Raw genomic sequence first — 24079 nt, 5'->3', positions numbered from 1 at the left:
CCGAGCGAGAGCACCGAGGACGGCCCTGCCCGTGACCGACGATCAGCACTACGACGTCATCATCATCGGCACCGGCGCCGGCGGCGGCACGCTGGCCCACCGGCTGGCCCCCTCGGGCAAGCGGGTGCTGCTGCTGGAGCGCGGCGGCCGCCTGCCGCGCGAGCGCGACAACTGGGACTCCGGCGCGGTGTTCGTCCGGGCCAAGTACCGTGCCCCGGAACTCTGGCTGGACCGGCACGGGCGGGAGTTCGCCCCGGAGACCAACTACTACGTCGGCGGCAACACCAAGTTCTTCGGCGCCGCGCTGTTCCGGCTGCGCCCGCAGGACTTCGGCGAGCTGCGCCACCACGACGGCCTCTCCCCCGCCTGGCCGATCGACTACCAGGACCTGGAGCCGTACTACACCCAGGCCGAGCACCTCTACCGGGTGCACGGCCGGCACGGCGAGGACCCCACCGAGGGCCCGGTCAGCGCCCAGTACGCCCACCCGCCGGTGCGCCACGAGCCGCGGATCCAGCGGCTCAGCGACGACCTGGAGAAGCTCGGCCTGCATCCGTTCCACCTGCCGATCGGCGTCGACCTGACGCAGGACGAACAGGGCCGGGCCGCACACGGCAGCGCCTGCATCCGCTGCGACCGGGTGGACGGGTTCCCCTGCCTGCTCGGCGCGAAGTCCGACGCGGAGGTGGTCTGTGTCGAACCGGCGCTGGCCCACCCCGGCGTCGAACTGCGCACCGGCGTCACCGTGCGGCGCCTGGAGACGGACCCGACCGGCCGCACCGTCACCCGGGTGGTCGCCGAGCTGGCCGACGGGTCGCCCGCCGCATTCGCCGCGGACATCGTGGTGGTGGCCTGCGGAGCCGTCAACTCGGCCGCACTGCTGCTGCGTTCGGCCAACGACCGGCACCCGCGCGGGCTGGCCAACAGCTCGGACGTGGTGGGCCGGCACTACATGCGGCACAACAACCTGGCCCTGATGGCCGTCTCCCTGGAGCCGAACCCCACCACCTTCCAGAAGACCCTGGCGCTGCACGACTGGTATCTGGGCGCGGACGACTGGGACTTCCCGCTCGGCGGCATCCAGATGCTCGGCAAGTCGGACGCCGAGCAGATCCGCGCCGAGGCGCCGCGCTGGGCCGGACAGCTCTCGCCCGACCTGCCGTTCGAGGTACTGGCCCACCACGCCGTCGACTTCTGGCTCTGCGGCGAGGACCTGCCGCTGCCCGGCAACCGGGTCACCCTGGAGAGCTCGGGGCAGATCCGCCTCACCCTGGACGAGCGCAACAACACAGCCGGCCTGGACCGTCTCCAGCACCGGCTGCGCGGCATGCTGGGCCGGCTCGGGATGCACGAGCAGCATCTGCTGCCGCACAGCCTCTATCTGCACAAGACGATGCCGATCGGCGCCACCGCCCACCAGGCGGGCACCGTCCGGTTCGGCACCGACCCGAGCAGCTCGGCGCTGGACGTGCACTGCAAGGCCCACGACCTCGACAACCTCTACGTCGTCGACACCGCCTTCTTCCCCAGCATCGGCGCGGTGAACCCGTCGCTGACCGCCATCGCGAACGCCCTGCGGGTCGGCGACCACCTCCTGGACCGCCTGCGCTGACCGGGCGCCACTCCACCTCAGAGACCTTAGGAGCACACCGATGCCCACGGACCGCGTGGACGCGCTGGTCATCTTCGGCGCCACCGGCGACCTCGCCAAGCTGGAGACCTTCCCCGCCCTGGTCGGGCTGGTCGCGCGCGGTGCACTGGACGTACCGGTGGTCGGCGTCGCCAAGAGCGGCTGGGGGCTGGACCAGTTCCGCGCCTACGCCGCCGACTCGCTGCGGCTGGCCGGCATGGACCCGGACGCGGCGGACGCCCGCCGGATGCTGGCGCTGCTGCGCTACGTCGACGGTGACCTCGACGACGACGCCACCTACGCGGCGATGTCCGACGCGATCGGCGGCGCCTCGCGGCTGCTCTTCTACCTGGAGGTCCCGCCCGCGCTGTTCGCCCGGGTGGCCAAGGGCATCGCCGGCGTCGGCCGGGCCGAGAACGCCCGGGTGATGGTGGAGAAGCCGTTCGGCGCCGACCTGGACAGCGCCCGCGCGCTCGACGCGACCATCCACGCCTACTTCCCCGAGGACGCGGTCTACCGGGTCGACCACTGGCTCGGCCTGGACCCGGTGGAGAACGTGCTGTTCGCGCGGTTCGCCAACTCGATGATCGAGCCGCTGCTCAACCGCACCCATGTCGAGAGCATCCAGATCACCATGGCCGAGGCCTTCGACGTCTCGGACCGAGGCCGCTTCTACGACCGCACCGGCGCCATCCGCGACGTCGTGCAGAACCACATGCTCCAGGTGCTGGCGACCGTGCTGGCCGACCCGCCGTCCGGGCAGGGCCTGGCCTCCTGGCGGGACGAGAAGATGCGGGTGGTCGCCTCGCTGCGCCCGCTCGGCACCAAGGACACCGTGCGCGGCCAGTACGAGGGTTACCGCGAGGTCGCCGGCGTCGATCCGCGCTCGACCGTGGAGACGTACGTGGCCGTCCGGCTCGCCGCCGACTCCTGGCGCTGGGCGGACGTGCCGATCGTCATCCGGGCCGGCAAGTGCCTGCCGGTCACCGCCACCGAGATCAGCGTGAAGTTCCGCAAGGTGCCGCACGACGTCTTCGGACGCGGGCCCGGACCGGTGCCGGTGAGCAACACCATGCGCTTCCGGATCTGGCCGGAGAGCCGGGTGAGCCTGACCCTGGCGGGCAAGAAGCCCGGCGCCGGCTGGGAGCCGCAGGCCGAGGAGCTCAGCTTCACCCAGCAGCCCGGCTCCGACATGCGCCCCTACGACCGGCTGATCGGCGCCGCGCTGGACGGCGACCGCTGGCTCTTCGCCCGGCAGGACACCGTGGAGGCCGCCTGGCAGGTCGTCGACCCGGTGCTCGGCGACGCCACGCCCGTCCACCCCTACGCCAGGGGCAGTTGGGGCCCGGCCGACGCCGACGCGCTGCTGCCGGCCGGCGACACCTGGCACAACCCCACGGGCTGACCGCCCGCCGGGAGTCCGACGAGAGGAGCTGGACCCCTTGCCCGCACAGCCGTTGGTGGGCCGGACGACCGCAGCGCGGGTGCTGCGGTCCCCGATGATCTGGATCTTCCCCGCGGTCCTGATCGGACTCGTGACGCTCCTGCTGTCGCTGCTCTACGTCGGCGGCATCGTCGACCCGCGCGGCAATCTGCACCGGCTGCCGATCGGCCTGGTCAACGCCGACCAGGGCGCGGTGGTGAACGGGCAGCCCCTCAACCTCGGCGCACAGATCACCGCCGGCATCGCCAACGCCCCCGATCCCCAGCACCAGGTCGGCTGGCGGCCGTTGGACCAGCAGGGCGCGATGGACCAGCTCGCCTCGGCCAAGCTGTACGCCGTCCTGGAGGTCGACAGCGGCTTCACGGCGGCCGTCGGCGCGCTCGGCGCCCCCGCACCGACCGCCCCCGCGCAGCCCACCATCACCGTGCTCACCAACCCCGGCGCCGGCAGCCTGGCCTCCTCGCTGGCCTCCGGCATCGCCCTGCAGGCCGCGCACACCGCCTCCACCCAACTCGGCGCAAGCCTCACCGCGCAACGCGGCGTCCCGCAGGCCAGCAGCGCCGAACGGCTGCTGCTGGCCGACCCGGTCACCGTCCTCACCGCCGTCGGCCACCCCATCGGCACGCACAGCGGGTTGGGGCTGACCGCCTTCTACTACACGCTGCTGCTGGTCCTGGCCGGCTTCCTGGGCGCCACCGTGATCGCCAACAGCGTCGACGTCGCCCTCGGCTACGCGGCCAGCGAGCTGGGCCCGCTGCGCACCCAGCGCCCCACCGTGCCGATCAGCCGCACCCAGACCCTCGTCGTCACCGGCACGCTGTCCGTCGGGCTCTCCGCGCTGACGTCCAGTCTGATCATGCTGGCCACCGTCGCCATCCTGGGCATGGACGCCTCGCACCTGCCGCTGCTCTGGGTCTTCTCGTTCTGCGCCACCGCCACCGTGGGTCTGGGCGCGCAGGCCCTGCTCGCCGCGTTCGGCGGCATCGGGCAGCTGATCGCGATGTTCGTCTTCATCGCCCTCGCCCTGCCCTCCTCCGGCGCGACCGTCCCGCTGGCGGCGCTGCCCGGCTTCTACCGGGTGCTGGCCGAGTTCGAGCCGATGCGCCAACTCACCGACGGCGTCCGCTCGATCCTCTACTTCGACGCCCGCGCCGACGCCGGCCTGGCCCGCGCCTGGACCATGATGGCCGTCGGCCTGGCCGCCGCCCTGGTCTTCGGCTTCGCGATGACCCGCTACTACGACCGCAAGGGCCTGCACCGGATCCACCCCGCCGAGCCCGACGCCCCCGACGCCTCCGAACCCAGCTCGGCCAGGTGATCCGAAATTTCACTGGCCCGCGGGCGAGCGGCCCTGCTTGGATCAAGGGATGGAAACCAACCTGCCGGACGGCTACGAGATCTCCACCGACGCCGAGCGCCTGGACGTCGCGCTGATCCACCGCTGGCTCTCCGAGGACGCCTACTGGGCGCTGGGCCGCGCCCGTGAGAAGCAGGACGCCGCCATCGCGGGCTCGCTCAACTTCGGCCTCTACGACAGCGCGTCCGGAGCCCAGCTCGGCTACGCCCGCGTCGTCACCGACCGGGCCACCTTCGCCTGGCTCTGCGACGTGTACATCGCCCCCGCCGCCCGCGGCAAGGGCCTGGGCACCGCCCTGGTCGCCACCGTCCGCGACCACCTCACCCCCTACGGACTGCGCCGCGTCCTCCTCGCCACCGCGGACGCCCACGAGGTCTACGCCAGGGTGGGCTACGCGCCGATGGCGAAGCCGGAGAAATGGATGGTCTTCGGCGAGCAGTGAGCCACCCGGCGGCTGGGCTTCCCCTCCGGTGGCGCGGCAGGGGAAGCCGGGCGTCGACAGCCGGGCGTCGGCTACACCTCGATGGGGACCTCGTAGATCTCGTCCGCCGGGTGGCCCGCCTGCTCGTGCACGCGCTGCACGGCCTCACGGGAGGGGCCCTCGGACAGGCAGAACACCGATCCGGAGACCGGATCGGCCCACGCACGCTGGAAGTGGACGCTCTCGGCCGACTCGAGGTCGAGGTCCTCCTGATGCGCGGCCCTGAGCTGCTCGGGCGTGATACCGGTCATGTGGCGATGGACATCCATGAAAGTCGGCATCAGCACTCACCTCACCTGCTCCCCCCGGACGGTCCGACCGGCTGGGATCGACGAGTCGCCGAGTCGCCCGGTCGGTTGCTACCCACCATTCTCGCCCTCAGCGCTCTCGCACGCCTGGGCCGCGCCCGCCCGCGCCGCCCACCATGTGCCGGTCGGCCTTAGGGTGGCGCAATGAGTGGTGAGAAGGACCTGCGGAAGCTGCTGAGCGGGATGCGGCCCGAGCTGAACCCCGGGCGGTATGTCTTCGGCTTCGTCGAGAGCGGCGGCCAGGGCAGCGGCGAGGGCAGCGGGGGCAGCGTCCCGGCCGGCGTGGTGCCGGTGGTGAGCGTGGCCGAGCCGGAGGGGCTGACGCTCGTGGTGCGGCTGGAGGAGGCCGAGGCCGCGGGGCTGCGGTACGACTTCGTCGCGGGGTGGATCACCCTGCGGGTGCACTCCGCGCTGGAGGCGGTCGGGCTGACGGCCGCGGTCGCCCAGCGGCTGACCGAGGCCGGGCTGAGCTGTAACGTCGTCGCGGGCTTCCACCACGACCACCTCTTCGTCCCGTACGAGCGCGCGGCCGAGGCGGTCGCCCTGCTGGAGGAGCTCGCCCAACAGAGCTGAGACCGGCCCGAGGCCCGCTGCACGCCGAGGGGCGGGCGCGCGGCGCCGAGAGCACCGCGCGACCGCCCCGGTCCTGGGGGGGAACTACGACCCGTCGTGGTCGTGGTCCTCCGGCGGGCAGTACGAGCGCAGGTAGTCGGCGGTGGGGCTGCCCACGCCGGTGACGTCGTCGTAGCCCGCGACGGCCGACAGCGAGGAGTCCTTGCCGAGCGTCCGCAGCGAGGTCACCGTACCGGCACTGGCGTCCACGCTGTTGGTGAAGTCGACGCGCACCTCGGCCAGTTCGGAGCCGGGACCGAACGGGTGGTCGGTCACGTCGTGGTAGGCGCCGCTGCCGAAGCGGTCGTAGATCGCCGGGTTGGCGAAGCCGAGCGGCGCGCCCTTGGCCTGCTGGGCGAGGGCCTGGAGGCCGGCCATCACCGGGCAGGCCAGGCTGGTGCCGCCGACGCGGTACTCGCTGTACTTGGCGCTCCCGTCCGGGAACGCCTGGGTCTGGCCGACCAGGAAGCCGGTGTTGGGGTCGGCGACCGCGGCGATGTCCGGCACCACGCGGTTGTGGCCGCCGTTGGCCGTCACCAGCGCGTCGGGCACGATGCCGTTCTGGTAGTACGGCGCGTCGAAGCGCGAGCTGGTACCGCCGCCCGCGCCGCCGCTGAAGGTGCCGGGGAAGTTCGTCCAGCCGGCGCCGTCCGCCGACAGCAGCGCCTTCTGGGTGCCCCAGCCGGTCTCGAAGCGGTAGGTGTCCGAGGAGTCCAGGCCCAGCGAGGTACCGCCGACCGCGGTCACCCACGGCATCGAGGCCGGCACGTCGCTCTGCTTGGTGCCGGTCTTGGCCACCTCGTCGCCGTCGTCGCCGCTGGAGAAGTAGAAGCCGATGCCCTCCACCGCCCCGCGCACGAAGATCCGCCGGTAGACCTGGTCGAGCGCGGGGTCGCTGGCGTTCTCGGCCTCACCGTAGGAGTTGGAGACGATGTCGGCGAGGTGCTGGTCGACCACCCGGTCCAGCGCGTCGAGCAGGTCGGGGTCACCGCAGGAGGCGGCGCCGACGTAGCTGATGTCGGCCTCGGGCGCCATCGCGTGCAGCGCCTCGACGTCCAGCGTCTGCTCGCCGTACCAGCCGCTCGCGTCGCAGGCGTTCGGGTCGACGCTCGTGTCGGCCGTGGTGTGGGTCCACACCGCCGGGTCGTAGCGCAGCAGTTGGTTCTTGCCGTACGGCGCGTCGCCGTGCGCCGCGGCGTACTGGGCGACGTCGTCGCCCAGCGTCGGCGAGTCGTAGGCGTCGACGATCGCGACCTTCACACCCTTGCCCGTCAGACCGCTCTCGGTCGCGCCGTACGCACTGCGCAACTGGCTGCCGTTGTAGCCCTGGAGCACGTAGGGCTGGGTGGCGCCGTACGCCTGCGGGGTGCCGGTCGCCGGGTTGGAGCCGTAGAACGTCGAGAACGGCGGCGAGTTGACGAACGCCGCGCCCGGACCGGGCAGCGTGTCACGCGGCGCCGACTTGCCCGCGGGCGGAGCGTCGGCGGTGCGGGCCTTGCCCGGGTGTACGCGGCTGGGCGCGGTACTCAGGCCGCTGACGCTCAGTACGTCACCGGCCAGCTCGGCCGGGACGGTGACCTCGGAGGCCGGCGCGCGGTAGGTGCGGCCGTCGCGGTGGTAGGTGCGCAGCTCGGTGCCGAAGGCACGCTCCGCGGTCTCCACGTCGCCCTGGACGGTGAGGTAGTGCGCGTTGGCGGCGGTGACCTGCATGCCCGCCGAGGTGAGCCAGGACCGGACCCGCGCGGTCTGCTCGTCGGTGGGGCCGAAGCGGTCGGCCAGCTGCTGCGCCGTCAGGTAGTGGCCGTACGAACTCGACTTCGGGTCGGAGACCTGGCGCGCCAGCGCCTCCAGCCCCGCCTGGTCGCGCCCGGCCAGGTACACCCGCGCGGTGACCGGGGCCGCCCCGGCGGCCGCGCCCGCGTCGGTGGACGGCTGCGCCCAGCCGGGCTTGGTGCCCGCGACGATGGCCCGGCCCTGTCGCGGCGCGGGCGCGGCAGCGTGCGCCGCCGTCCCGGCCGAGACCGCGGCGAGCAGCGGCAGCACCGCCGCCAGCGCTACTCCCCCTCGTCTGCGTGAGCTGTTGATACGCATGCAAAGCCCTTTCGGTTCGAGCTTTCCGACCGGCCGGGAGAATGCCGCATCGGGGCGTGGTTCACGAGGGATCGCGAGGGCACGCAGGAGTTCGCGATGGTTCGAGGAGGGGACCGGCTAGATGCTGAGCCGTTTCCCGGAGACTATTTCGCGCGCGGACAAGCCTCTGCGGCGTCCTGGCCGTGTCCGGGAATACTTCACTCGCCTGACGGTATGTCAGGGCCGATTCGACGAATGCCGGCGGCCGCGCAGTGTCGTGGTCGGCCCTTCGATGCTAGTGCGCGTCGAGCGGCGAGAGCCGCCGCGTAATCCGGTCGAACAGCTCCGTCAGCGATTCGCCGACCTCCCGGCCGAACTCGGTCAGCCCATAGGTGACCTGAGGCGGCGTCGTCGGCTCGACCTCCCGCCAGACCAGGCCGTCCTGGACCAGCCCGCGCAGGGTCTGGGCGAGCATCTTCTCGCTGACGCCCTGGATGCTCTCGCGCAGCTCGTAGAACCGGAGGTCGTTGCTCCGCAAGGAGATCAACACCCAGACGCCCCACCTGCTGGTCACGTGGTCGACGACGTCACGTGCGGGGCAGTCGGTGTGAAACACCTCATACCGCTCCCCCGCCTTGGCCCGTGTGTGCTGCGCGCTTCCCGTCACGTGCTGAGCTTACTTAAAAGTATGTCCTTACCAGAAGTTAGCCCGGCTCCTACCGTGAAGACCACAGAAGACACCGGACGAGGAGCTGTACATGATCGTGGTGACCGGGGCTACCGGGAATGTGGGCCGGCCGTTGACGCGGGCGTTGGCCGAGGCGGGCGAGCAGGTGACGGCGGTGTCGCGGCACGCGGCGGCAGTGCCGGACGGCGTCCGGCACGTCACGGCCGACCTGGCCGAACCGGCCGGACTCGAGCCCGCGCTGGCCGGAGCGAAAGCGCTGTTCCTGCTGCTGTCCGGCGACCTGCACGCCGCAGGAGCCAGCCCGGCCGACATCATCGGCGCGGCTCGCGCCGGCGGGGTCCGCCGGGTCGTCCTGCTCTCCACGCAGGGCGTGGCGACCAGGCCCTTCGGCGAGACGCGGATCGCGATGCGCGCGCTGGAGGACGTGCTGCGGGAGTCCGGCCTGGAGTGGGCGATCCTGCGGCCGGGCGGCTTCGCCTCCAACGCCCTGTGGTGGGCCGAGTCCATCCGCACGCAGCGGGTCGTCGCCGCTCCCTTCGGCGACGTCGGGGTGCCGATCATCGATCCGGCGGACATCGCGGAGGTCGCGGCGGCCTGCCTGCTGGACGACCGGCACACCGGCGGTGTGTACGAGCTGACCGGCCCGGAGGTGATCACGCCGCGCGGGCAGGCGGAGGCCATCGCCGCCGCGCTGGGCTCGCCGGTACGTTTCCACGACCTCACCCGCGACGAGGCCAAGGCCGCCATGGCCCGGAGCATGCCGGCCGAGCTCGCCGAGGACACCCTGACCATCCTCGGTTCCCCGAACCCGGCCGAACTGCGCGTCAGCCCGGACGTCCGGCGGGTCCTCGGCCGCGCCCCGCGCCCGTTCGCCGACTGGGCCGCCCGCAACATCGCCGCGTTCCGCTGATCTGGCGCACCCCGAAAGAGTGCCAGAATTGCCTTCTTCTCGAAGCCACGGCCGGTATACGCTCGCCGGATGACCTTGGAATGGGAACAGGTAATCGTCCACTCGGTAGACCCGGCGGCCCTGGGGCAGTGGTGGGCCGAGGCCCTTGGATGGGTGGTGGTCTACTCCTCTGATGACGAGTTCGAGATCCGCCCGGCGCCGGATCGCCTGCCGGGCTTGGACTTCGTCCGGGTTGACGAGCCCAAGACGGCGAAGAGCCGACTGCACCTCGACTTCAGGCCGGAGGACCAGGAGGCCGAGGTGGCTCGCCTGGTGGCTCACGGCGCACAGCGTGTCGACATCGGACAGGGTGAGCAGTCCTGGGTCGTCCTGGCCGACCCCGAGGGCAACGAGTTCTGCATTCTCGGCCGGCGCTCGCAGTAACCGCGACGAGGAACGTCGGTGACGGGTCACCCGTCGACGGGTGTGGCGACCCGTCGGCGGGTGTGGCGTTTGTCGGCGTTGTGCTCGGGTGGTTGGGGTCAGGTGCGGTCGGGTGCGCGGCCGAGGGTGCGGATGGGGTGGGTGAGGAGGAGGGCGGTGGCGGTGAGGGCGGCGGCGGCTGCGCCGACGAGGAGGACGTGGTGGGTGCCGAAGGCTTTGACGGCGGGGCCGGCGAGGGCGCTGCCGACGGGGTACATGCCGACGGAGCCGGCGACTTCGTAGGCGTGGACGCGGTTGAGGACTTCGCCGGGGACCTGGGTCTGGACGCTGGTGGCCCACATGACGCCCCAGATGCCGATGCCGATGCCGACGGTGGTCTGGGCGAGGGCGAGGAGCCAGACGGGTGCGCCGAGGACGATGCCCAGGGGGTAGAGGGGGTAGGCGAGCATGGCGGTGGCGCCGGCGGCGAGGGGGCGGGCGGGTTTGTAGCGGATGGCGAGGAGGCCGCCGGCGACGGTTCCGGCGCCGAGGGCGGCGTTGATGAGGCCGAAGGCGGTGGCGCCGTGGGCGGGGACGATGACGCCGGCGGCGATGGAGAGTTGGGGTCCCCAGGACAGGACGGCGAAGAACATCCAGATGACGATGACGCCCCAGAGCCAGCTGCGGGAGCGGAATTCGTGCCAGCCGACGACGAGGTTGCGCCACAGGCTCTCGCCGGCGGGTGGGGCGGGGACGACGCCCAGGCGCAGGGCGAAGAGGCAGGTGGCGCTGGTGCCGTAGGCGGCGGCGGAGATGATCATGACCCAGCCGGTGGAGGCGGTGCCGACCAGGAGGCCGGCCAGGGCGGGGCCGCCGAGGCCGGTGAGGGCCTCGGAGGTGCGCAGGACGCCGTTGGCGCCCTGGACGTCGCGGGCGACCAGGGGGACGGTGGAGGAGGCGCCGGGTTGGAACATGGCGTTGGCGGTGCCGGCGATCATCAGCAGGGCGTAGAGCTGCCAGAGGTGGTCGATGCGGTGCAGGAAGAGGACGGCGAGCAGGATCTGGGTGGTGAGGTTGGTCAGGTCGGCGGCGATCATCATCCGGCGGGCGGTGAAGCGGTCGGCCAGGACGCCGCCGAACAGCACCAGGGCGGCGAAGGGGCCCACCAGGAACGCCATCGCGTATCCGGCGGTGCTCAGCCCGTAGCCGCCCCTGAGCAGGCCGGCCGAGACCGCCACCGGCAGCATCGCCCAGCTGAGCAGGCCCGCGCTGCGCGCGGTGAAGTAGTAGCGGAAGTTGCGGGACCAGATGGCCGGTTCGCCGCCCGGCGGGTCCTGGGGCCGCGCGGACGCCTGCGCGTCGGTGTGGTCGGTCAACGGTTCGGTCATGACTCTTCAGTGCTCCAGCCGTAGCTCGTGGTCGTCATCGGTCCCATGCCTGCCCGACGCCGTGTCATCCGTCGCCCAGCGCGATCGCCTCGCCGACGACCAGCCCCTCGACCCCACGCAGGAACTGCTCCATCCCCTCACGGGTGATCACTGCCGGGTCGGCGGTCATGGCAAGCTCCAGGACGCCCGGGGCGGTCAGCACATCCACCGCAACCGAGACGTTCACCCTCGCCGGGAAGTCCGTCGGCCAGCTGAGTTCGGTCCGGCCGATCAGCTCTCTTAGCGCCGCCTGCGGCCGCTCGACGGTGTCGAAGGGCCCGGTGCCCGGGTCCCGGGTGTCGTTCCACCAGCACGAGTGGTCGGCCACCTCGCCGCGCTCGGCCAGCTCCGCCACCTCCCGCTCCAGCGCCCACTTGTCGTACCCCGCGTGCCGGAACGCCGTGAACGCGACGGACCGCGTCCGCTGCACCGCGTCCGCGAAGTCCCGGTCCGCGTCGGTGAGAAGGAACACCGCCTCCTGCGCCATCGTGCTGACGGACTCGGCGGCGGCCGGCTGGAACCGGTTGCCCACCACCACCTGGAACAGCACATCGCTGCTGCCGGACATCCTGGCCAGCTGGTGGGAGGCCGCCCCCAGCAACACCGCGGCGTCGCTCACCCCCAGCTCCTGCGCCACCCGCGTGACGGCGACCGCCAGCGCGGGCGAGCGCAGCAGCGCGTTGGGGAACAGCCGGCCCGGATCGGCGGCGAGGCCCGGCGCCGCCGGGTTCGGGAACATCTTCCGCGGGCCGACGATGAGTTGCTCGCACCAGTAGCGGCGGGCCGCCTCGTCCCGGCGACGGCCCAGCGGCGACGCCTGGACCTCCGCGGCCTCCAACGGCTGGAGAGCCGGGCGGTCCGCGCGCAGCGACTCGGCGGTCGCTCCCGCCTCGATCAACCGCAGGTCACGGACCATCCGGCCCTCGCCCCAGAGATCCATCGCGGTGTGCGAGGCCGCCAGCACCAGCCGGTGCACCAGGCCCTCGCACTCCACCAGGCCGACCCGCAGCGGCCACTCCCGACCGTGGTCGAAGGAGCGCCCGGCCAGCTCGTCGAGCAGCGCGGCGCCGACCGCTCGGGCCTGCTCCGGCGCGCAGCTGCGGATCTGCACGGGGAGCTCGCCGGAGCCGTCCACCACCTGCTCCAGGCCGTCCTCGCCGTCCACGCTCTCCGGCAACAGCCGGGTGTGCAGGCTGTCGTGGAGCAGCAGCAGCTCCGTCAGGTCCGCCCGCACCCGGGACGCCGGGCGGGGCGGGGTGAGGGGGAGATCGGTCCGCAGGTTGTACCGGGGGGCGTCGTCACCCAGCCGCGTGACGACCCCCCAGATCGCCCGCTGCCCCCAGGTGGCCGGGCCTGTCCCGGCTCGCGCGGAGTCCAGTCCGATGGACTGCTCGTCGACCGTGGTCATCGTGTTTCTCACCTTTTCCTTCGATGTGCCTCGTCCGGGCCGGCCGGGGCCGGGCCGGACGCGCCGAGATGTTCAGTCCAGACCCTGCGAGATGACCAGTCGTTGGATCTGGTTGGTGCCTTCGACGATCTGCAGCAACTTCGCCTCGCGCATCCAGCGCTCCACCGGGTGGTCGGCGACGTAACCGGCGCCGCCGAGCACCTGCACCGCGTCGGTGGTCACCTTCATCGCCATGTCGGTGGCGAACAGCTTCGCCTTGGCCGCCTCCAGCGAGTACGGCAGACCGGCGTCCTTCAGCCGGGCGGCGGCCAGCGTGAGGGCCCGTGCGGCCGCGACCTGCGTGGCCATGTCGGCGAGCATGAAGCCGACGCCCTGGAAGGAGATGATCCGCTGCCCGAACTGGCGACGATCCTTCGCGTACCGCACGGCGTAGTCGACGGCCGCCTGGGCAAGGCCGACCGCACAGGCCGCGATGCCCAGACGGCCGCAGTCCAGTGCGCCCATCGCGATCAGGAAACCCTTGCCCTCACGGCCGATCAGGCGCTCTGCCGGCACCTGGACGCCGTCGAAGCCGACCTGGGCAGTGGGCGAGGACCAGACGCCCAGCTTCCGCTCCCGCTCGTGCACCACCATGCCCGGCGTGCCGCCGGGGACCACCAGACAGGACAGCCCGCGGGCCCCCGGCCCGCCCGTACGGCTGAACACGTTGTAGAAGTCCGCGTAACCGGCGTGGGTGACCCAGGACTTGGTTCCGGTGATGCGATAGCCGTCGTCCTCCCGCACCGCCCGGGTGCTGAGCGAGGCCGCATCCGAACCGGCCTCCGGCTCGGACAGGCAGTAGGCGCCCAGCAGTTCGCCGCTCAGCATGCCGGGCAGCAGCTCCTCACGCTGCGCCTGGGTGCCGTAGGTGGCGGTGCCGAAGCAGGCGAGGTTGTGCACGTTGACCGACTCGGCCACGGCCAGCCAGTGGCCGGCGACCAGCTCCAACGCCTGGAGGTACACCTCGTACGGCTGTCCCCCGCCGCCGTACTCCTCGGGGTACGGCAGGCTCAGCAAGCCGGCTTTACCCAGGGTCCGCACGACCTCCCGCGGAAACTCGTGAGCCGCTTCGAACTCGGCGACGCGCGGCGCGAGTTCGCCGTCCGCGAGATCCCTGACCAGGTCGAGCAGATCGGCTGCTTCGGCTGTGGGCAGGATGCGCTGGACCTTCATCGGACCACCTCTGTCAGTGTCGGGGTGTGGTGAGCTGAGCTGAGCGACGGAACCTCCATCTGTCGGAGACCGTGCGGGTGTTGCGGTCGGCTAGCGGTCCCAGCCGGCGGTTTCGGGCCACTGCCGGGCGACCCGGCGCACCGCGTAGTCCCAGTACGAGCGGACCGAGAGGTCGGCGTAGATGAAGTCCTGCTTGGCGGCCACGTCCCGGTCGGTGGACCAGGTGTACGGGACGCCGGTCCCCTCGGCGATCAGCTGGAGGCGGCAGGCCCGTTCCAGCACCTGGGCGAAGACGGCGGCGTGCCGCACGCTCTTGCCGACGACCACTCCGCCGTGGTTGCGCAGGAGGACGGCCGGGTGCGCGCCGAGGTCCTTGGCGATGTGCTCACCGGTCTCGATGTCCAGCACGGTGTTGCTGGTCTCGGTGAACAGGCCGAGCCGGTCCCGGAAGTAGGAACCGTCGTGGGAGATCGGGCGCATCGGCAGGTCGGTGGCACCGAACAGCAGGGTGTACGGCGCGTGGCTGTGCACGATGCCGTTGACGTCCGGGCGGGCCCGGTAAATAGCCTGGTGCAACGGCAGTTCGGGCGGGGCCAGCGGCGGCGCGGGCAGGGTGTGGTCCACCGGGCAGCGGACCACGTCCGCCGGGGCGGCCTCGTCGAAGCCGACCAGCGCCCCCTTGATGAAGAACTCGTCCCGGCCGGGTATCCGGGCGGAGATCTGGCCCTGGTTGAAGTCGTCGTGCCCGTCGAGCGAAAGCATCCGGGCGCCGATCGCCACCTGGAGAACGAGCCGGCGTTCGGCCGGACTCAGCGACTGCGACTGCGGCTGCGGCTGCGGCTGCGGCTGCGGCTCATCGGTGCTCATGTCGTGCTCCTCGCTGTCAGGTCGTCGTAGACGGTCCGCATGGTGACCAGGCCCGGGGATGCCGCACGGGCCCAGTCGGCGGCGGCCAGCGCACCCCGGGCCGGCACCGTCCAACTGCCGACGTGATGGCGCACGTGCAGCGACTCGCCGTCCCAGGTGTGGGTCAACTCGTGTTCGCTGACCGGTAGTCCGGCCCTCTCGTCGGCGATGTCGGCCACCGCCCGGCCGCTCGCCCCGGCCCAGGTCGCAGCCAGCGCCAGCGCGGTGGCGCTCGGCCGGTGTGCCTTGCCGAGCGGGTGCCGCTCCCGGACGGTGGTGCTCGCGCCGAACCGGCCCGTGGTCAGGGCGGCGGTGAACTCGGCGATGCGCACCTGGAGGTAGTGGCCGAAGGAGAGGTTGGTGGCCCGGACCACCGGCACCACCTCGGCCAGCTCCTCCAGCGCCCCCCACTGGGTGTCCGTCAGATTGGAGACGCAGGCGATCAGCGGTACCCGATGAGCGGCGCAGTACTCCAGGACCTCGGCATGCGCCTCGGGTGCGCTGGCGTCGACGAGCACATCGGGGACCGCCTCGGCGGACCAGCCACCCCGGCGGGAGGCGGTGAGGCAGACCCTGGTCCCCTCGGCGTGGCAGACCGACCGCACGGCCGAGCCGAGCCGCCCGAGGCCGACGATCCCGAGGCTGAGGCCCTCGCCGACGGGTGCCTCAGGCATCGGCGCCTATGCCGCTGGCGATCACCAGGGCCGTGACGGAGTCGATGGTCTCGTAGTGCTCGATGGCGGCCTCCGGGTCCAGGTAGACACCGACCTCGTTCTCGATGCTGTCGATCAGGCGCATGTAGGAGAGCGAGGAATAGCCGACGTCACGCAGGGAGTAGTTGGCACCGGCGAGTTCGTCGACGGAGAGGCTGCCGTCCCCGGCCGCGACGGCGAGGTCGATGATCTTGGTGCGGAGCGAGCTGTTGTCCATGGGGAATTCCTGTGTCTCGAAGGGAGGTTCAGTTGCTCTGGGGCTCGCCGAGCAGGCGGCGCAGGCGCTCGACGGACGGCTTGCCGATCGAGTTCACCGGTATCGTGTCCACCAGGCGCAGAATGCCGGGCACTTTGAACGAGGGCAGCGTCGCCGCGCAGTGTGCGCGCACGGACTGCGCGGTCACACCGGGTTCGACGGCGACCACGGCGGCCAGGGTCGGTTCGCCGTGCTGGTTCTCGGCCTCGAAGGCAACCGCGTCCAGCACCCCGGAGGCCGCGCGCAGCACCTCGGCGATCTCGATCGGATCGATCTTGCGCCCGCCCACATTGACCAACCGACTGGTGCGCCCGGTCAAGTGCAGTACGTCGTCGTGCAGTTGGCCCTGGTCGCCGGTGTGGTAGAAGCCCTCGTGGTCGACCCGCTCCTCGAACACGCCGGGCGCATTGAGGTAGCGCGAGCCCATCGACTCGCTCCTGACCCGGATCCCCTCCTCCTCAACGAGCAGGTGTACGCCGGGCAGGGGGGCGCCGAGCCCGCTGCCGGCCCCCTCGGGGGCATACGTCAGCGGCCCGGTCTCGGCCACCCCGTAGTAGTTGTGGATCGGCACGCCGGTGAGCCGGGTGAACTCCTCGCGCACGCTCTCGCGCAGCGGCGCACCGGAGGAGATCGCGGTCCGGACGGCGCCGAAGCCGTCCTTCGGGGCACGCCGCACGATCGACTCGTACAACGCCGGGAACGCCACCAGCCGGGTGGCGGCGGTGCTCTCCAGGAGCCGCACGATCCGGGAGGCGGTGGGCAGACCGTGCGACAGGTGCAGCGAGGCACCCGGCAGGAAGGCCGCCAGCAAGGAGGTGTTGAAGGCCAGCCCGTTGGAGAGCGCGGCCAGACAGGCGATCCGGTCCTCGGCCGAAAGACCGGTGCCCTTCGCCCAGTTGGCGGCCGCCGCGGCCACGGCCGAGCCGGAGAACTCGATACAGTTGGGCCGGCCGGTGGAGCCGGAGGTGAACCGGCAGACCTCGGTGTCGTCCAGCAACCGCGGTCGGGGAGCGTCGTAGCGACGCACCCGGCTGACCACAAGGGTGCCGAACTCGCCTTCTGCCGGGAGGACTTCGTCCACCAGAGGACGAACATCGGCGCCCGGGGCGTGGATCAGCAGATCCAGCCCGCAGTCCTCGGCGATCCGGGAGAGTTCGAACGAGCCGAAGGCCGAGTCGGCCAGGAAGGGCACCGCGCCGGCGAACAGCGCGGCCAGGTAACCAACCACGTAGTCCACGGAGTTGGTGGCATACAGACCCACGCGCAGCCGTTCGCCCGGCACGGTGTACCGGGCGAGCCCGTCCGCCGCGGCCCGGGCCCGGGCGGCGAGTTCGCCGTAGCGCAGCGAACCGTCGGCGTCGGTGACCGCGACGCGGTCGCCGTGGCGGGCGAGAACGTCGGTGAAGACATCGGGAAGCACAGCGCGCATCGGGCTCACCGCTCGTTCTGGGCGTGCGCCGTGGCAAGCCGGTCGAACTTGACGCCCGAATCGTCCGGGCAGCCGAGCAGCAGTGCGTACAGGATCTCGTCGTCCTCCGGCAGCCCCGCCAGGGTGCGCCACAGCGGCGTGTCGAAACCACCGATGCCGGTCACCCCGACCGTCGCACGGTTCGCTCCCAGGTAGAGCAGCTGCCCCAGGGCACCGCAACGGAAGGTGAGTTCACGCAGGCTCTCGGCATCGGCGGCCGAGCCGTCCCCGGCGAGCGAGGTGCGCGGCACGTGCAGCAACAGGACGGCCGCGGCTCCGGCGAGGGCGCGCTGCTGCATACAGGCGCGGGCCACCTCATCGGTGGACGGCAGCTGTCCGGGCAGCCGCTCACCGGTGCCCAGCCGGTACACCGCGTCCTGCTCGGGTTCCGTCGTCGAGCGCAGGACCAGGGTGGCGGACAGCGGCGAGGCGTCGGGAAGGTCGGTCTCCAGCGGCGTCGACAGGGCCGAGACCGCTTGCCAGACCGCAGCGGCGGAGACGGCCTCGCCCGTGAACGCCTTGCTGGAGGCCCGCGTGCCGATCAGTTGTGACCACTCGGACGGGTCACCCAACCCGGCTTTTCCGTCGGGGAGTTGTCGGCCCGTGCGGATGCGCGCGAGCGGTGCGGGCACGGTCGGGAGGGCGGCGGAGCCGGAGTGCTCGGGCCATTCGCCGAGGGAGTCCCAACAGGTGCTCTCCAGCCAGGAGCGCCAGGTGGGGCCGCGCAGCTCCCGGTCGGTGCCGTCCTGCACCGTCCATCGGGTCCACGCCTCGTCGGCCGAAGCGTCCGAACCAGCCGACACCGGGATCGCGGAGTGGATCTCCCGGCAGTTCTCGCCCGCCTCCAGCAGCTCCGAGAGAGGTCCCCTCGGGAAGCGCAGCCGCAGAGCGCCCGTGACAGCGCGTCCGGCCGCGGCCAGGGCGAGGTTGCCGGCAGCGTGCCCGGCGTCGAGTTGGGTGTAAAGGTAGCCGCGGTCGCCGTACTTGCGCATCGAAAGCCACGGGCGGGTGAGGGTGACCACCAGCGCTCCCCCGTCGTCCGGAATGGCGAGCGTCGAGGCGTCCAGCGCGGCGGTGACGCGGTCCCCGACGGCCAGCCGGGCACAGCTACGGCGATCGGCGTCGACCCGGAAGGCGGTCGGCACGCCGTTCTCCCTGGCGAGGACGGCGAACTCGTACGGGTACACGGCTCCGGCCGACGGCACCGCCCGCGCCACGTACGAGGTGCAGGAGCGGTTGGCGCGACTGGTCAACGCGCCTTCCTCCAGCAGGGACAGAGCGAGTCGTAAGCCGGGTGCGACAACGGGCTCGGCGGGCGGCTCGGGCGACGCCGCCGGCAGGGCCACCCTGGCCCACAGGTCGGCGGTGCGGACCGAGGATTCGCGCTCGGGCGCGTATGCGACGGAGCCGGCTTCCTGGGTGATCAGATTTCCTTGCACGTCTGACGCAAACCTCCTATTCTCTGGCAGTCCACGGAATATGCATGAGGCAGCCGGACAGGCCGTGCCCTCCGCACTGATTTGCGGACCCAATGCACCACGGAGGAATGTGAGGGGCACACCATTTGCGGTTGCAGCGATCCCCTTGCGGGATTTTATAGCCAATTCTGACCCGGGCCGTGGTTTCTCAGAACTTGAGACGGGTGATGGATCCCCTGACACACACCCAGCTGCTCCCATGCGGGTCGGCAGCTGCCGACCCGTCCCCCTGTCTCATCATCTGAACGTGTATCCGATCGAACGCCCTGCACCATGAAACGCATGATCGGTTACGGCCATCGCCAGCATGCCAAGCTGCTCGGGCGGCGGTCAAGGACCATTAAATAAACAAGGCTGTTGAATAAATACCGACCGGCCGGATGAATGCTACAAATCAGACATCATTCCGCGCCGCCGCCGGCACCCCGCCGGGTTGGACCGGTTCGCGCGGGCGCGTCCCGCGCCCCCGAGCGGCCCAGCAGGCGTGCGGGAAACGGAAGTTGGACACCCCCGCGACCCCGGCGCCCGGATTCTCGATCGGTCCACTCAACCATCCTTCGCACGGCCGGTCATGACGGACCGCCAGGCCACGACCCCTCGCCCACCAGGACGATCCCCGCGATCCCGGTGTGCCGGCGGCCCATTCCGATCACCGAAGCGCCGATTGTGCGCCGCAATTCCGCACCCGCAAGCCGGGTGGGCCGAATGGGCACTACTCGGCTCCGGGTCGGTTTTTACGGTGCCGCCGGCATCACGGATGCCGGAGGCGGGTAATCGTTAGTCGGGCGGGATTACCGACCACTTTCCAGACAGACCCGACCGGCTCCCGCACCACCTCAGCCAACTGCTTTGTGTACTGACTTACAGTGCGCAAACCACACCCACTGCGACCGGTGACGTCCGGGTCGCAGCGGGCCTCCGGAAATCCCAAGGAGAGATCATGGGACCAATCGCCGGTGTCATCGAAGGCCTCGACCCGTCGTCGAAACAGATGGAAGAGGCCAGGGAAACGCTCGAAGCCCTGGCGGCTCTCGCCCAGACGAAAGCCGAGTTCTTCGAGATGGACATAGAGAAGGCGCTGATCACCGCCGGCAGCGACCAGGACAGGAGAATCCCCATAGAGGCGGTACTGGAGAGCACGATCCAGACACACGCCTTCACGTCCAGCCAGGTCAAGGACATCGGCAAGCCAATCGCCGGCGCCCTCAAATCATTCTGCCGGGGATCGGCGGACGAGATCATCGACGGGGTCGCCACTCTGGTCACCGAGGTTCTGGCGGACTTCCTCGGTGGCTCGGAGGGCAGCGAGTCGACGCTCCATCGGTACGTCGTCCTGACCGAGGAGTACTCGATCATACGCCTTGACCTGCGGGCATGGCAGCGCAGCATCGAGTCGAGCGGTATCCGCAAAAAGGCCGAGAAGGTCAGTGCGTTCGTCATGGTGAAATCGGCGGTCGATCTCAGGAAGATCGGCTTCAACACCTTCCTGTACCTCTACCGCGGACAGTTGAACGCGATGCGCATGGACCGTGGAGACATCGAGAAAGCCCTTGAGCGGGCCGCGCAGATCTACTCGAAGTTCCATGAGGAAATGGTCAGACTCCAGGGAAACGGCGATAGGAGGGAGATTCCCGCCGTACGCTGAGAGCAAGCCCCGCAGACCAGTTCACCGGCCAGTTCACCGAGCACAGGAGAGAAGCCATGGCAGACCAGGTTCCGGACACGGCCACACTGAGCGCCATCGCGACCGCGGCCGAAAAAATGCAGGAGGAGTCCCAGAGCATCCAGCAGACCTGGGGTCCGGTCATCCAGGCCGGACTGCTCGAAGCGCTGATCGCCGAGGACCCGGCCGTCAAAGCCTCGTTCAACGCCGCCGCCAAGCGATGGAAGGACGCCTACGTCCTGCTGAGCCAGTTCCGGAAGCCCAACTACGCCGTTTACTGGGCGCAGGTTCCCGCGGCCGAGGCGGCCTATCAGGACGCCACCGAGCTGTCCACCATCCTCGAGAACATCGAATAAGCACGCGCGGCCGGGCCTCCCGAGTAATTTCGGGAGGCCCGGCCCCGATATCCGGTGACCCGCATACGGCGACCGGCTGGAAACGCGGGTCAGCGCGCGCCGGCTCGCTCGGCGTGCGAGAGCGCGACGAACTCCGCCAGACCGAGCGCGCCCTGGGTCTGGGTGTCCAACCACTTGGCCAGGTCGGCCGTTTGCGTCTGCCGATCACCCATCAGCCAGTGCCACAGCAGCTTCACCACGTCGCCGAGAAAGCCCAGCTGGTCCGGTTGACCGTCCGGATCGCCGGCCGAGGTCGCCTCGACGACTTCGGGCAGCCGATTCGCCATCGTGGTGGCGGAGCTGATCACGAAGGCCTCCTGGAGTGCTGCGACGACCGTGGGCAGCACGCCGGACCACTGCCGTTGCTCGACCGCCGCGCAGACCTGGGTTCCCCAGAGCGCCGCCGACCACAGCGCTTCAGCATCGCCCACCCGCAGAGCGCAGTCGACCAAAGCACCGACCATGGGCGCGCCCAGGTTGAAGGCACCCAGCCGGACCAGGCCCGACACCGCCGCACTGTGATGCGCCAGCGCCTCGGAGTGCCGGCCCTCCAGGGTGAGGAGCTGAGCGACGTCACTGTGGAAGCTCGCCTCCTCCATCCGGTTCCCCAGCTTGCGCGCCTGGTCCAGACCGGTACGAGCACAGACCTCGGCCGCTCGGAGGTCACCCCGCTCCCGCAGGCACCCGCCGAGCCTGCCGAGCGCCACCAGCTCGCCGTTCTCATCGTGGCCGGCCCGGAAGATCTCCAGGGCGCCGCTGGCAGAGGCGGTCGCGACGTCGAGGTCTCCGGAGAGCTGCTGAAGCGTGCTCAGGTCCAGCAGGAACGCCCCCTGTGCGGAGCGGTTCGCCAGCTTGACCGCCAAGGCGTGCCCCTGCTCGGCGTACTCCTGCGCCTGCGCGTACTGTTCCGACCGCTTGCTCAGCTGGCCGAGCAGCCCGAACGCCCGCATCAGGACGGATTCGTCGCCCTGTCCGGTGCAGAGCTCGCGCGCGGCGACGACCGTGCGCCGGGCCTGCTCCTGGTCGCCCCCGCGCATCAGGAGCTGTGCCTTGAGCAGCAGCAGGTTCGCCCGATCCGGGCAGGCCTCGCCGTAGCCGAGGCTGCGCTCGTAGTCGCTGAGCGCCGCGGCCCACTCGCCGCGTTGCTCGTGAAGGGCGCCGGTCAGCCGGAACCGGGTCGCCCAGCGCCGATCGGCCTCCTGCGGCGGCAGGTCGATCCGGTGCAGCGTCGCGTCGAGCAGCGGGACCAGCTCGTCGGCCGCCCGGCCGTCGGCGAGGTCCGCCGGCCCCCGGGCGTTGGCCAGCCGCAGTTCGTCCAGCAGGAGATCCGCGAAGGCGCTCCGCCGGGTCAGCTCGGTGTCCGCCAGCGCGCGGCGCAGGCTGCTGATCTCCCCGTGCAGCGTTCGTGCCACCTCGCCGTCACTGTCCATGGCCGCCCCGATGAGCAGGCCGCAGTTCGTCAGCATGGCCTCGCCTCCGGTGACCCGGCCGGGCCAGCGGTTCAGTCGGCCGTTGACGGTGCCGACATAGATGTAGGAGCGCTCGATTCCGCGCAGACCGGTGTTGACGATGGCGTCGGCGGCGGGTGCCTCGTCGACGGTCAGCCGGTCGGTGACCACGCGGGCGAAGTCGGCCGCCGCGCGCGAGGGGATGTCCCAGAGCGTACCGAGGTACCCGCGCGCGCCGATCCTGATGAACTCCCGGCCCACACCGGTCCAGGACTGGCAGGAGTTGTTGAACACGATCGGCCGGTGACCGAGTTCGAACAGCTGGGGCAGCAGATGACTCTGCAGCGGTATGTCGCCCAGCACGATCCCGTCGTCCATGCCGTGGGTGTTGAAGAAGATCAACTCCACCGGTAGCCGCCTGGGCAGCGCCTGGAGGGCCCGCATGGAGGCGTCCTTGCCGGACAGCAGGATCGGGTGGGTGAAGTGGGTGCCGACGGCCCGCACCACGTCCTTGGTCTCGGACACTTTGAAGAAGCCGGGATCGAAGATGAGGCTGAAGGCCCCCTTCGGCCGCTCGGCGCCCGCCACGTAGAGCTCGTTCAGGATGATCAGGACGGCGTCGGCCGCCACATGCCCGATCGGCTTCTGCGACCAGTCGGCCGTGGCGGTGCGGACGAACGCGTAGGGCAGCCCGGTGGTGAACGCGGTCAGCCGCCGTTCGCCGACCGCGTCGATCGCCGCTGCGGGAACCTGGCCGGTCACGGCGGCCTCCAGCTCGGCGTAGGGTCCGCGCCCGCCGTCGAGCAGGCGCCGCCGCAGCTTCCCGACCAGCCCGGATCTCCTGGCGTCGGCGTCGTCGGCCGCGCGTGCGGCCGCGGTGACCCGCTGCTGCCGTGCGGCCACCGCCTCGCGGACCGGAGCGAGATCCGGTGGCGGGGTGACCACCAGGCGCGCGCCGCGGTGGTGCGCGTAGAGGGCGCCCAACAGCGCCGTCACATCACCGGTGTGCTTGACCAGGACCGCCTCCGGGCCGTCCGGGTTGATCGCGGCGAACCGTTCGTCCAGCTCGTCCGGCTCGGCGAGCGGCGAGCCGGGGCGGTCGACGGCGCGCAGCACGGCCCCGCTGCGCAGAGCGGTGAAGAGCGCGGCGGGCCAGCGGGCGAGGTCGCCGGCGGGCACCTCGATGACCCGTGGCGGACTGCCTTCGGTGTCCCGCAGCAACCGCCAGGCCACGTCGGTCAGTTCATCGAGACGCAGGCCGTCGAGGCGCAGCCGGGTCGGCACCTCGCTGAACATCCCGCTGATCTCCTGCGCCGGCTGTCGCCCCTGGTCGGCGAGGTGGCGCTGGTACTGCTCGTCCAGGGCCGGATCGGCGACCGCCAGCTCCTCCGGGCTGAAGTCATGGAGGAAGACCGCACGTCCGATCTTCAGCTGCGAGATCAGCCGCGACACCATCTCGTTGTGCTTGACCCAGGATCGGTACGGGGTGAGCTTGGCGCCCAGCTGCTGGGACTGCGCGATCGCGGCCACCATCTCGCGCGCGGCCTCCCCGCCGGCCGTCGTCACCTCGGCCATCCCGAGCGGTGTGCCGATCTGCCGCTGGGTGCGCTGCTGGGCCAGGTGGTAGAGGTCGTAACTCCTGATGTGCTCTGCCCGGGACGTCGGCGGCGGCTCGATCGCAACCACAGGGGTGAGACGGTCGGCGGGCAGGCAGGAGGCCACCACGGCCGCCTCCCGCAGCTGGTCCGGACGGCACACCACGACAGTGTCGCCGACGGCGAATTGCGGAGCCTCGAGGTCCAT

21 protein-coding genes are annotated in these 24079 nt (G+C 71.2%); 9 read left to right on the top strand and 12 right to left on the bottom strand.

Features of this window, described 5'->3' with window-relative positions:
• The first annotated feature begins 31 nt into the window (after positions 1–31).
• The 4 genes from BS80_RS28030 to BS80_RS28015 all read left to right on the top strand — a co-directional run bounded on the left by BS80_RS28030 (position 32) and on the right by BS80_RS28015 (position 4873).
• Complete coding sequence (locus BS80_RS28030; protein ID WP_035803341.1) at positions 32–1612, top strand: GMC oxidoreductase; 1581 nt, start codon at positions 32–34, stop codon at positions 1610–1612.
• A 40-nt stretch (positions 1613–1652) separates the two neighbouring features.
• On the top strand, positions 1653–3035 hold the full coding sequence (gene zwf / locus BS80_RS28025) for a glucose-6-phosphate dehydrogenase (protein ID WP_035803339.1): 1383 nt from the start codon (positions 1653–1655) through the stop codon (positions 3033–3035).
• Positions 3036–3129: 94 nt separating this feature from the next.
• The gene (locus BS80_RS28020) at positions 3130–4392 is read left to right on the top strand and encodes a YhgE/Pip domain-containing protein (protein WP_083975564.1); all 1263 of its coding nucleotides are present in this window, start codon (positions 3130–3132) and stop codon (positions 4390–4392) included.
• 49 nt (positions 4393–4441) lie between these two features.
• Positions 4442–4873 carry a GNAT family N-acetyltransferase gene (locus tag BS80_RS28015; RefSeq protein WP_035803337.1) on the top strand — a complete coding sequence of 144 codons (432 nt, stop codon included), beginning with the start codon at positions 4442–4444 and terminating at the stop codon, positions 4871–4873.
• A 71-nt stretch (positions 4874–4944) separates the two neighbouring features.
• Here the strand turns inward: BS80_RS28015 and BS80_RS28010 are convergent, their stop codons facing one another.
• Entirely contained in the window at positions 4945–5193 is a 249-nt protein-coding gene (locus BS80_RS28010) for an SCO4226 family nickel-binding protein (RefSeq protein WP_035804106.1), read from the bottom strand.
• Positions 5194–5364: 171 nt separating this feature from the next.
• Here BS80_RS28010 and BS80_RS28005 point away from each other — a divergent pair, with 171 nt between their 5' ends.
• Positions 5365–5793, top strand: coding sequence for an ACT domain-containing protein (locus BS80_RS28005; protein ID WP_035803335.1), 429 nt, complete (start codon positions 5365–5367; stop codon positions 5791–5793).
• A gap of 84 nt (positions 5794–5877) precedes the next feature.
• On the opposite strand, the gene BS80_RS28000 is transcribed toward BS80_RS28005, so the two are convergent.
• Together BS80_RS28000 and BS80_RS27995 are read right to left on the bottom strand one after the other, a co-directional pair.
• Positions 5878–7923 (bottom strand): S53 family peptidase, encoded by a 2046-nt coding sequence (locus BS80_RS28000; protein WP_035803333.1) that lies wholly within the window; start codon positions 7921–7923, stop codon positions 5878–5880.
• A 274-nt stretch (positions 7924–8197) separates the two neighbouring features.
• Positions 8198–8518 carry a winged helix-turn-helix transcriptional regulator gene (locus BS80_RS27995; protein WP_232246672.1) on the bottom strand — a complete coding sequence of 107 codons (321 nt, stop codon included), beginning with the start codon at positions 8516–8518 and terminating at the stop codon, positions 8198–8200.
• Between the two features lie 142 nt (positions 8519–8660).
• Here BS80_RS27995 and BS80_RS27990 point away from each other — a divergent pair, with 142 nt between their 5' ends.
• Positions 8661–9500: an SDR family oxidoreductase gene (locus tag BS80_RS27990; protein ID WP_035803329.1), complete on the top strand. Its 840-nt coding sequence runs from the start codon at positions 8661–8663 to the stop codon at positions 9498–9500.
• 69 nt (positions 9501–9569) lie between these two features.
• The gene (locus tag BS80_RS27985; protein WP_035803327.1) at positions 9570–9923 is read left to right on the top strand and encodes a VOC family protein; all 354 of its coding nucleotides are present in this window, start codon (positions 9570–9572) and stop codon (positions 9921–9923) included.
• Positions 9924–10021: 98 nt separating this feature from the next.
• Here the strand turns inward: BS80_RS27985 and BS80_RS27980 are convergent, their stop codons facing one another.
• The 8 genes from BS80_RS27980 to BS80_RS27945 all read right to left on the bottom strand — a co-directional run bounded on the left by BS80_RS27980 (position 10022) and on the right by BS80_RS27945 (position 18731).
• Positions 10022–11290 carry an MFS transporter gene (locus tag BS80_RS27980; protein WP_035795679.1) on the bottom strand — a complete coding sequence of 423 codons (1269 nt, stop codon included), beginning with the start codon at positions 11288–11290 and terminating at the stop codon, positions 10022–10024.
• A gap of 64 nt (positions 11291–11354) precedes the next feature.
• Positions 11355–12737, bottom strand: a complete 1383-nt coding sequence (locus BS80_RS27975; protein WP_035803325.1) for a condensation domain-containing protein — start codon at positions 12735–12737, stop codon at positions 11355–11357.
• Positions 12738–12809: 72 nt separating this feature from the next.
• On the bottom strand, positions 12810–13949 hold the full coding sequence (locus BS80_RS27970; RefSeq protein ID WP_035803323.1) for an acyl-CoA dehydrogenase family protein: 1140 nt from the start codon (positions 13947–13949) through the stop codon (positions 12810–12812).
• 90 nt (positions 13950–14039) lie between these two features.
• On the bottom strand, positions 14040–14816 hold the full coding sequence (locus BS80_RS27965) for a class II aldolase/adducin family protein (protein ID WP_051967280.1): 777 nt from the start codon (positions 14814–14816) through the stop codon (positions 14040–14042).
• Positions 14813–15529, bottom strand: a complete 717-nt coding sequence (locus tag BS80_RS27960; RefSeq protein ID WP_035803321.1) for a dihydrodipicolinate reductase C-terminal domain-containing protein — start codon at positions 15527–15529, stop codon at positions 14813–14815. The genes BS80_RS27965 and BS80_RS27960 overlap by 4 nt, the downstream gene beginning before the upstream one ends.
• Positions 15522–15785 (bottom strand): phosphopantetheine-binding protein, encoded by a 264-nt coding sequence (locus tag BS80_RS27955; RefSeq protein WP_035803319.1) that lies wholly within the window; start codon positions 15783–15785, stop codon positions 15522–15524. Before BS80_RS27955 ends, BS80_RS27960 begins: the two co-directional genes overlap by 8 nt.
• Positions 15786–15813: 28 nt before the next feature.
• Positions 15814–17253, bottom strand: coding sequence for a class I adenylate-forming enzyme family protein (locus BS80_RS27950; RefSeq protein ID WP_232246671.1), 1440 nt, complete (start codon positions 17251–17253; stop codon positions 15814–15816).
• A 5-nt stretch (positions 17254–17258) separates the two neighbouring features.
• The gene (locus BS80_RS27945) at positions 17259–18731 is read right to left on the bottom strand and encodes a nitroreductase family protein (protein WP_035803317.1); all 1473 of its coding nucleotides are present in this window, start codon (positions 18729–18731) and stop codon (positions 17259–17261) included.
• A gap of 979 nt (positions 18732–19710) precedes the next feature.
• On the opposite strand from BS80_RS27945, the gene BS80_RS27940 reads away from it, so the two are divergent.
• Both BS80_RS27940 and BS80_RS27935 read left to right on the top strand, forming a co-directional pair.
• Positions 19711–20415: a hypothetical protein gene (locus BS80_RS27940; RefSeq protein ID WP_035803315.1), complete on the top strand. Its 705-nt coding sequence runs from the start codon at positions 19711–19713 to the stop codon at positions 20413–20415.
• Positions 20416–20471: 56 nt separating this feature from the next.
• The gene (locus BS80_RS27935; protein ID WP_035803314.1) at positions 20472–20789 is read left to right on the top strand and encodes a hypothetical protein; all 318 of its coding nucleotides are present in this window, start codon (positions 20472–20474) and stop codon (positions 20787–20789) included.
• Positions 20790–20878: 89 nt separating this feature from the next.
• Here the strand turns inward: BS80_RS27935 and BS80_RS27930 are convergent, their stop codons facing one another.
• Positions 20879–24079 (bottom strand): anti-sigma factor, encoded by a 3201-nt coding sequence (locus BS80_RS27930; RefSeq protein ID WP_035803312.1) that lies wholly within the window; start codon positions 24077–24079, stop codon positions 20879–20881.

The sequence above is a fragment of the Kitasatospora mediocidica KCTC 9733 genome, assembly GCF_000744225.1.
Classification (GTDB): domain Bacteria; phylum Actinomycetota; class Actinomycetes; order Streptomycetales; family Streptomycetaceae; genus Kitasatospora; species Kitasatospora mediocidica.
This window is presented reverse-complemented; position numbering and strand designations above follow the sequence as displayed.

Excerpts from the sequence above, each read along its gene's own strand:
- zwf (WP_035803339.1), top strand. The coding sequence starts at position 1,653 with ATGCCCACGGACCGCGTGGACGCGCTGGTCATCTTCGGCGCCACCGGC.
- BS80_RS28020 (WP_083975564.1), top strand. The coding sequence starts at position 3,130 with ATGATCTGGATCTTCCCCGCGGTCCTGATCGGACTCGTGACGCTCCTG.
- BS80_RS28015 (WP_035803337.1), top strand. The coding sequence starts at position 4,442 with ATGGAAACCAACCTGCCGGACGGCTACGAGATCTCCACCGACGCCGAG.
- BS80_RS28010 (WP_035804106.1), bottom strand. The coding sequence starts at position 5,193 with ATGCCGACTTTCATGGATGTCCATCGCCACATGACCGGTATCACGCCC.
- BS80_RS28005 (WP_035803335.1), top strand. The coding sequence starts at position 5,365 with ATGAGTGGTGAGAAGGACCTGCGGAAGCTGCTGAGCGGGATGCGGCCC.
- BS80_RS28000 (WP_035803333.1), bottom strand. The coding sequence starts at position 7,923 with ATGCGTATCAACAGCTCACGCAGACGAGGGGGAGTAGCGCTGGCGGCG.
- BS80_RS27990 (WP_035803329.1), top strand. The coding sequence starts at position 8,661 with ATGATCGTGGTGACCGGGGCTACCGGGAATGTGGGCCGGCCGTTGACG.
- BS80_RS27985 (WP_035803327.1), top strand. The coding sequence starts at position 9,570 with ATGACCTTGGAATGGGAACAGGTAATCGTCCACTCGGTAGACCCGGCG.
- BS80_RS27980 (WP_035795679.1), bottom strand. The coding sequence starts at position 11,290 with ATGACCGAACCGTTGACCGACCACACCGACGCGCAGGCGTCCGCGCGG.
- BS80_RS27975 (WP_035803325.1), bottom strand. The coding sequence starts at position 12,737 with ATGACCACGGTCGACGAGCAGTCCATCGGACTGGACTCCGCGCGAGCC.
- BS80_RS27970 (WP_035803323.1), bottom strand. The coding sequence starts at position 13,949 with ATGAAGGTCCAGCGCATCCTGCCCACAGCCGAAGCAGCCGATCTGCTC.
- BS80_RS27965 (WP_051967280.1), bottom strand. The coding sequence starts at position 14,816 with ATGAGCACCGATGAGCCGCAGCCGCAGCCGCAGCCGCAGCCGCAGTCG.
- BS80_RS27960 (WP_035803321.1), bottom strand. The coding sequence starts at position 15,529 with ATGCCTGAGGCACCCGTCGGCGAGGGCCTCAGCCTCGGGATCGTCGGC.
- BS80_RS27955 (WP_035803319.1), bottom strand. The coding sequence starts at position 15,785 with ATGGACAACAGCTCGCTCCGCACCAAGATCATCGACCTCGCCGTCGCG.
- BS80_RS27950 (WP_232246671.1), bottom strand. The coding sequence starts at position 17,253 with ATGCGCGCTGTGCTTCCCGATGTCTTCACCGACGTTCTCGCCCGCCAC.
- BS80_RS27940 (WP_035803315.1), top strand. The coding sequence starts at position 19,711 with ATGGGACCAATCGCCGGTGTCATCGAAGGCCTCGACCCGTCGTCGAAA.
- BS80_RS27935 (WP_035803314.1), top strand. The coding sequence starts at position 20,472 with ATGGCAGACCAGGTTCCGGACACGGCCACACTGAGCGCCATCGCGACC.
- BS80_RS27930 (WP_035803312.1), bottom strand. The coding sequence starts at position 24,079 with ATGGACCTCGAGGCTCCGCAATTCGCCGTCGGCGACACTGTCGTGGTG.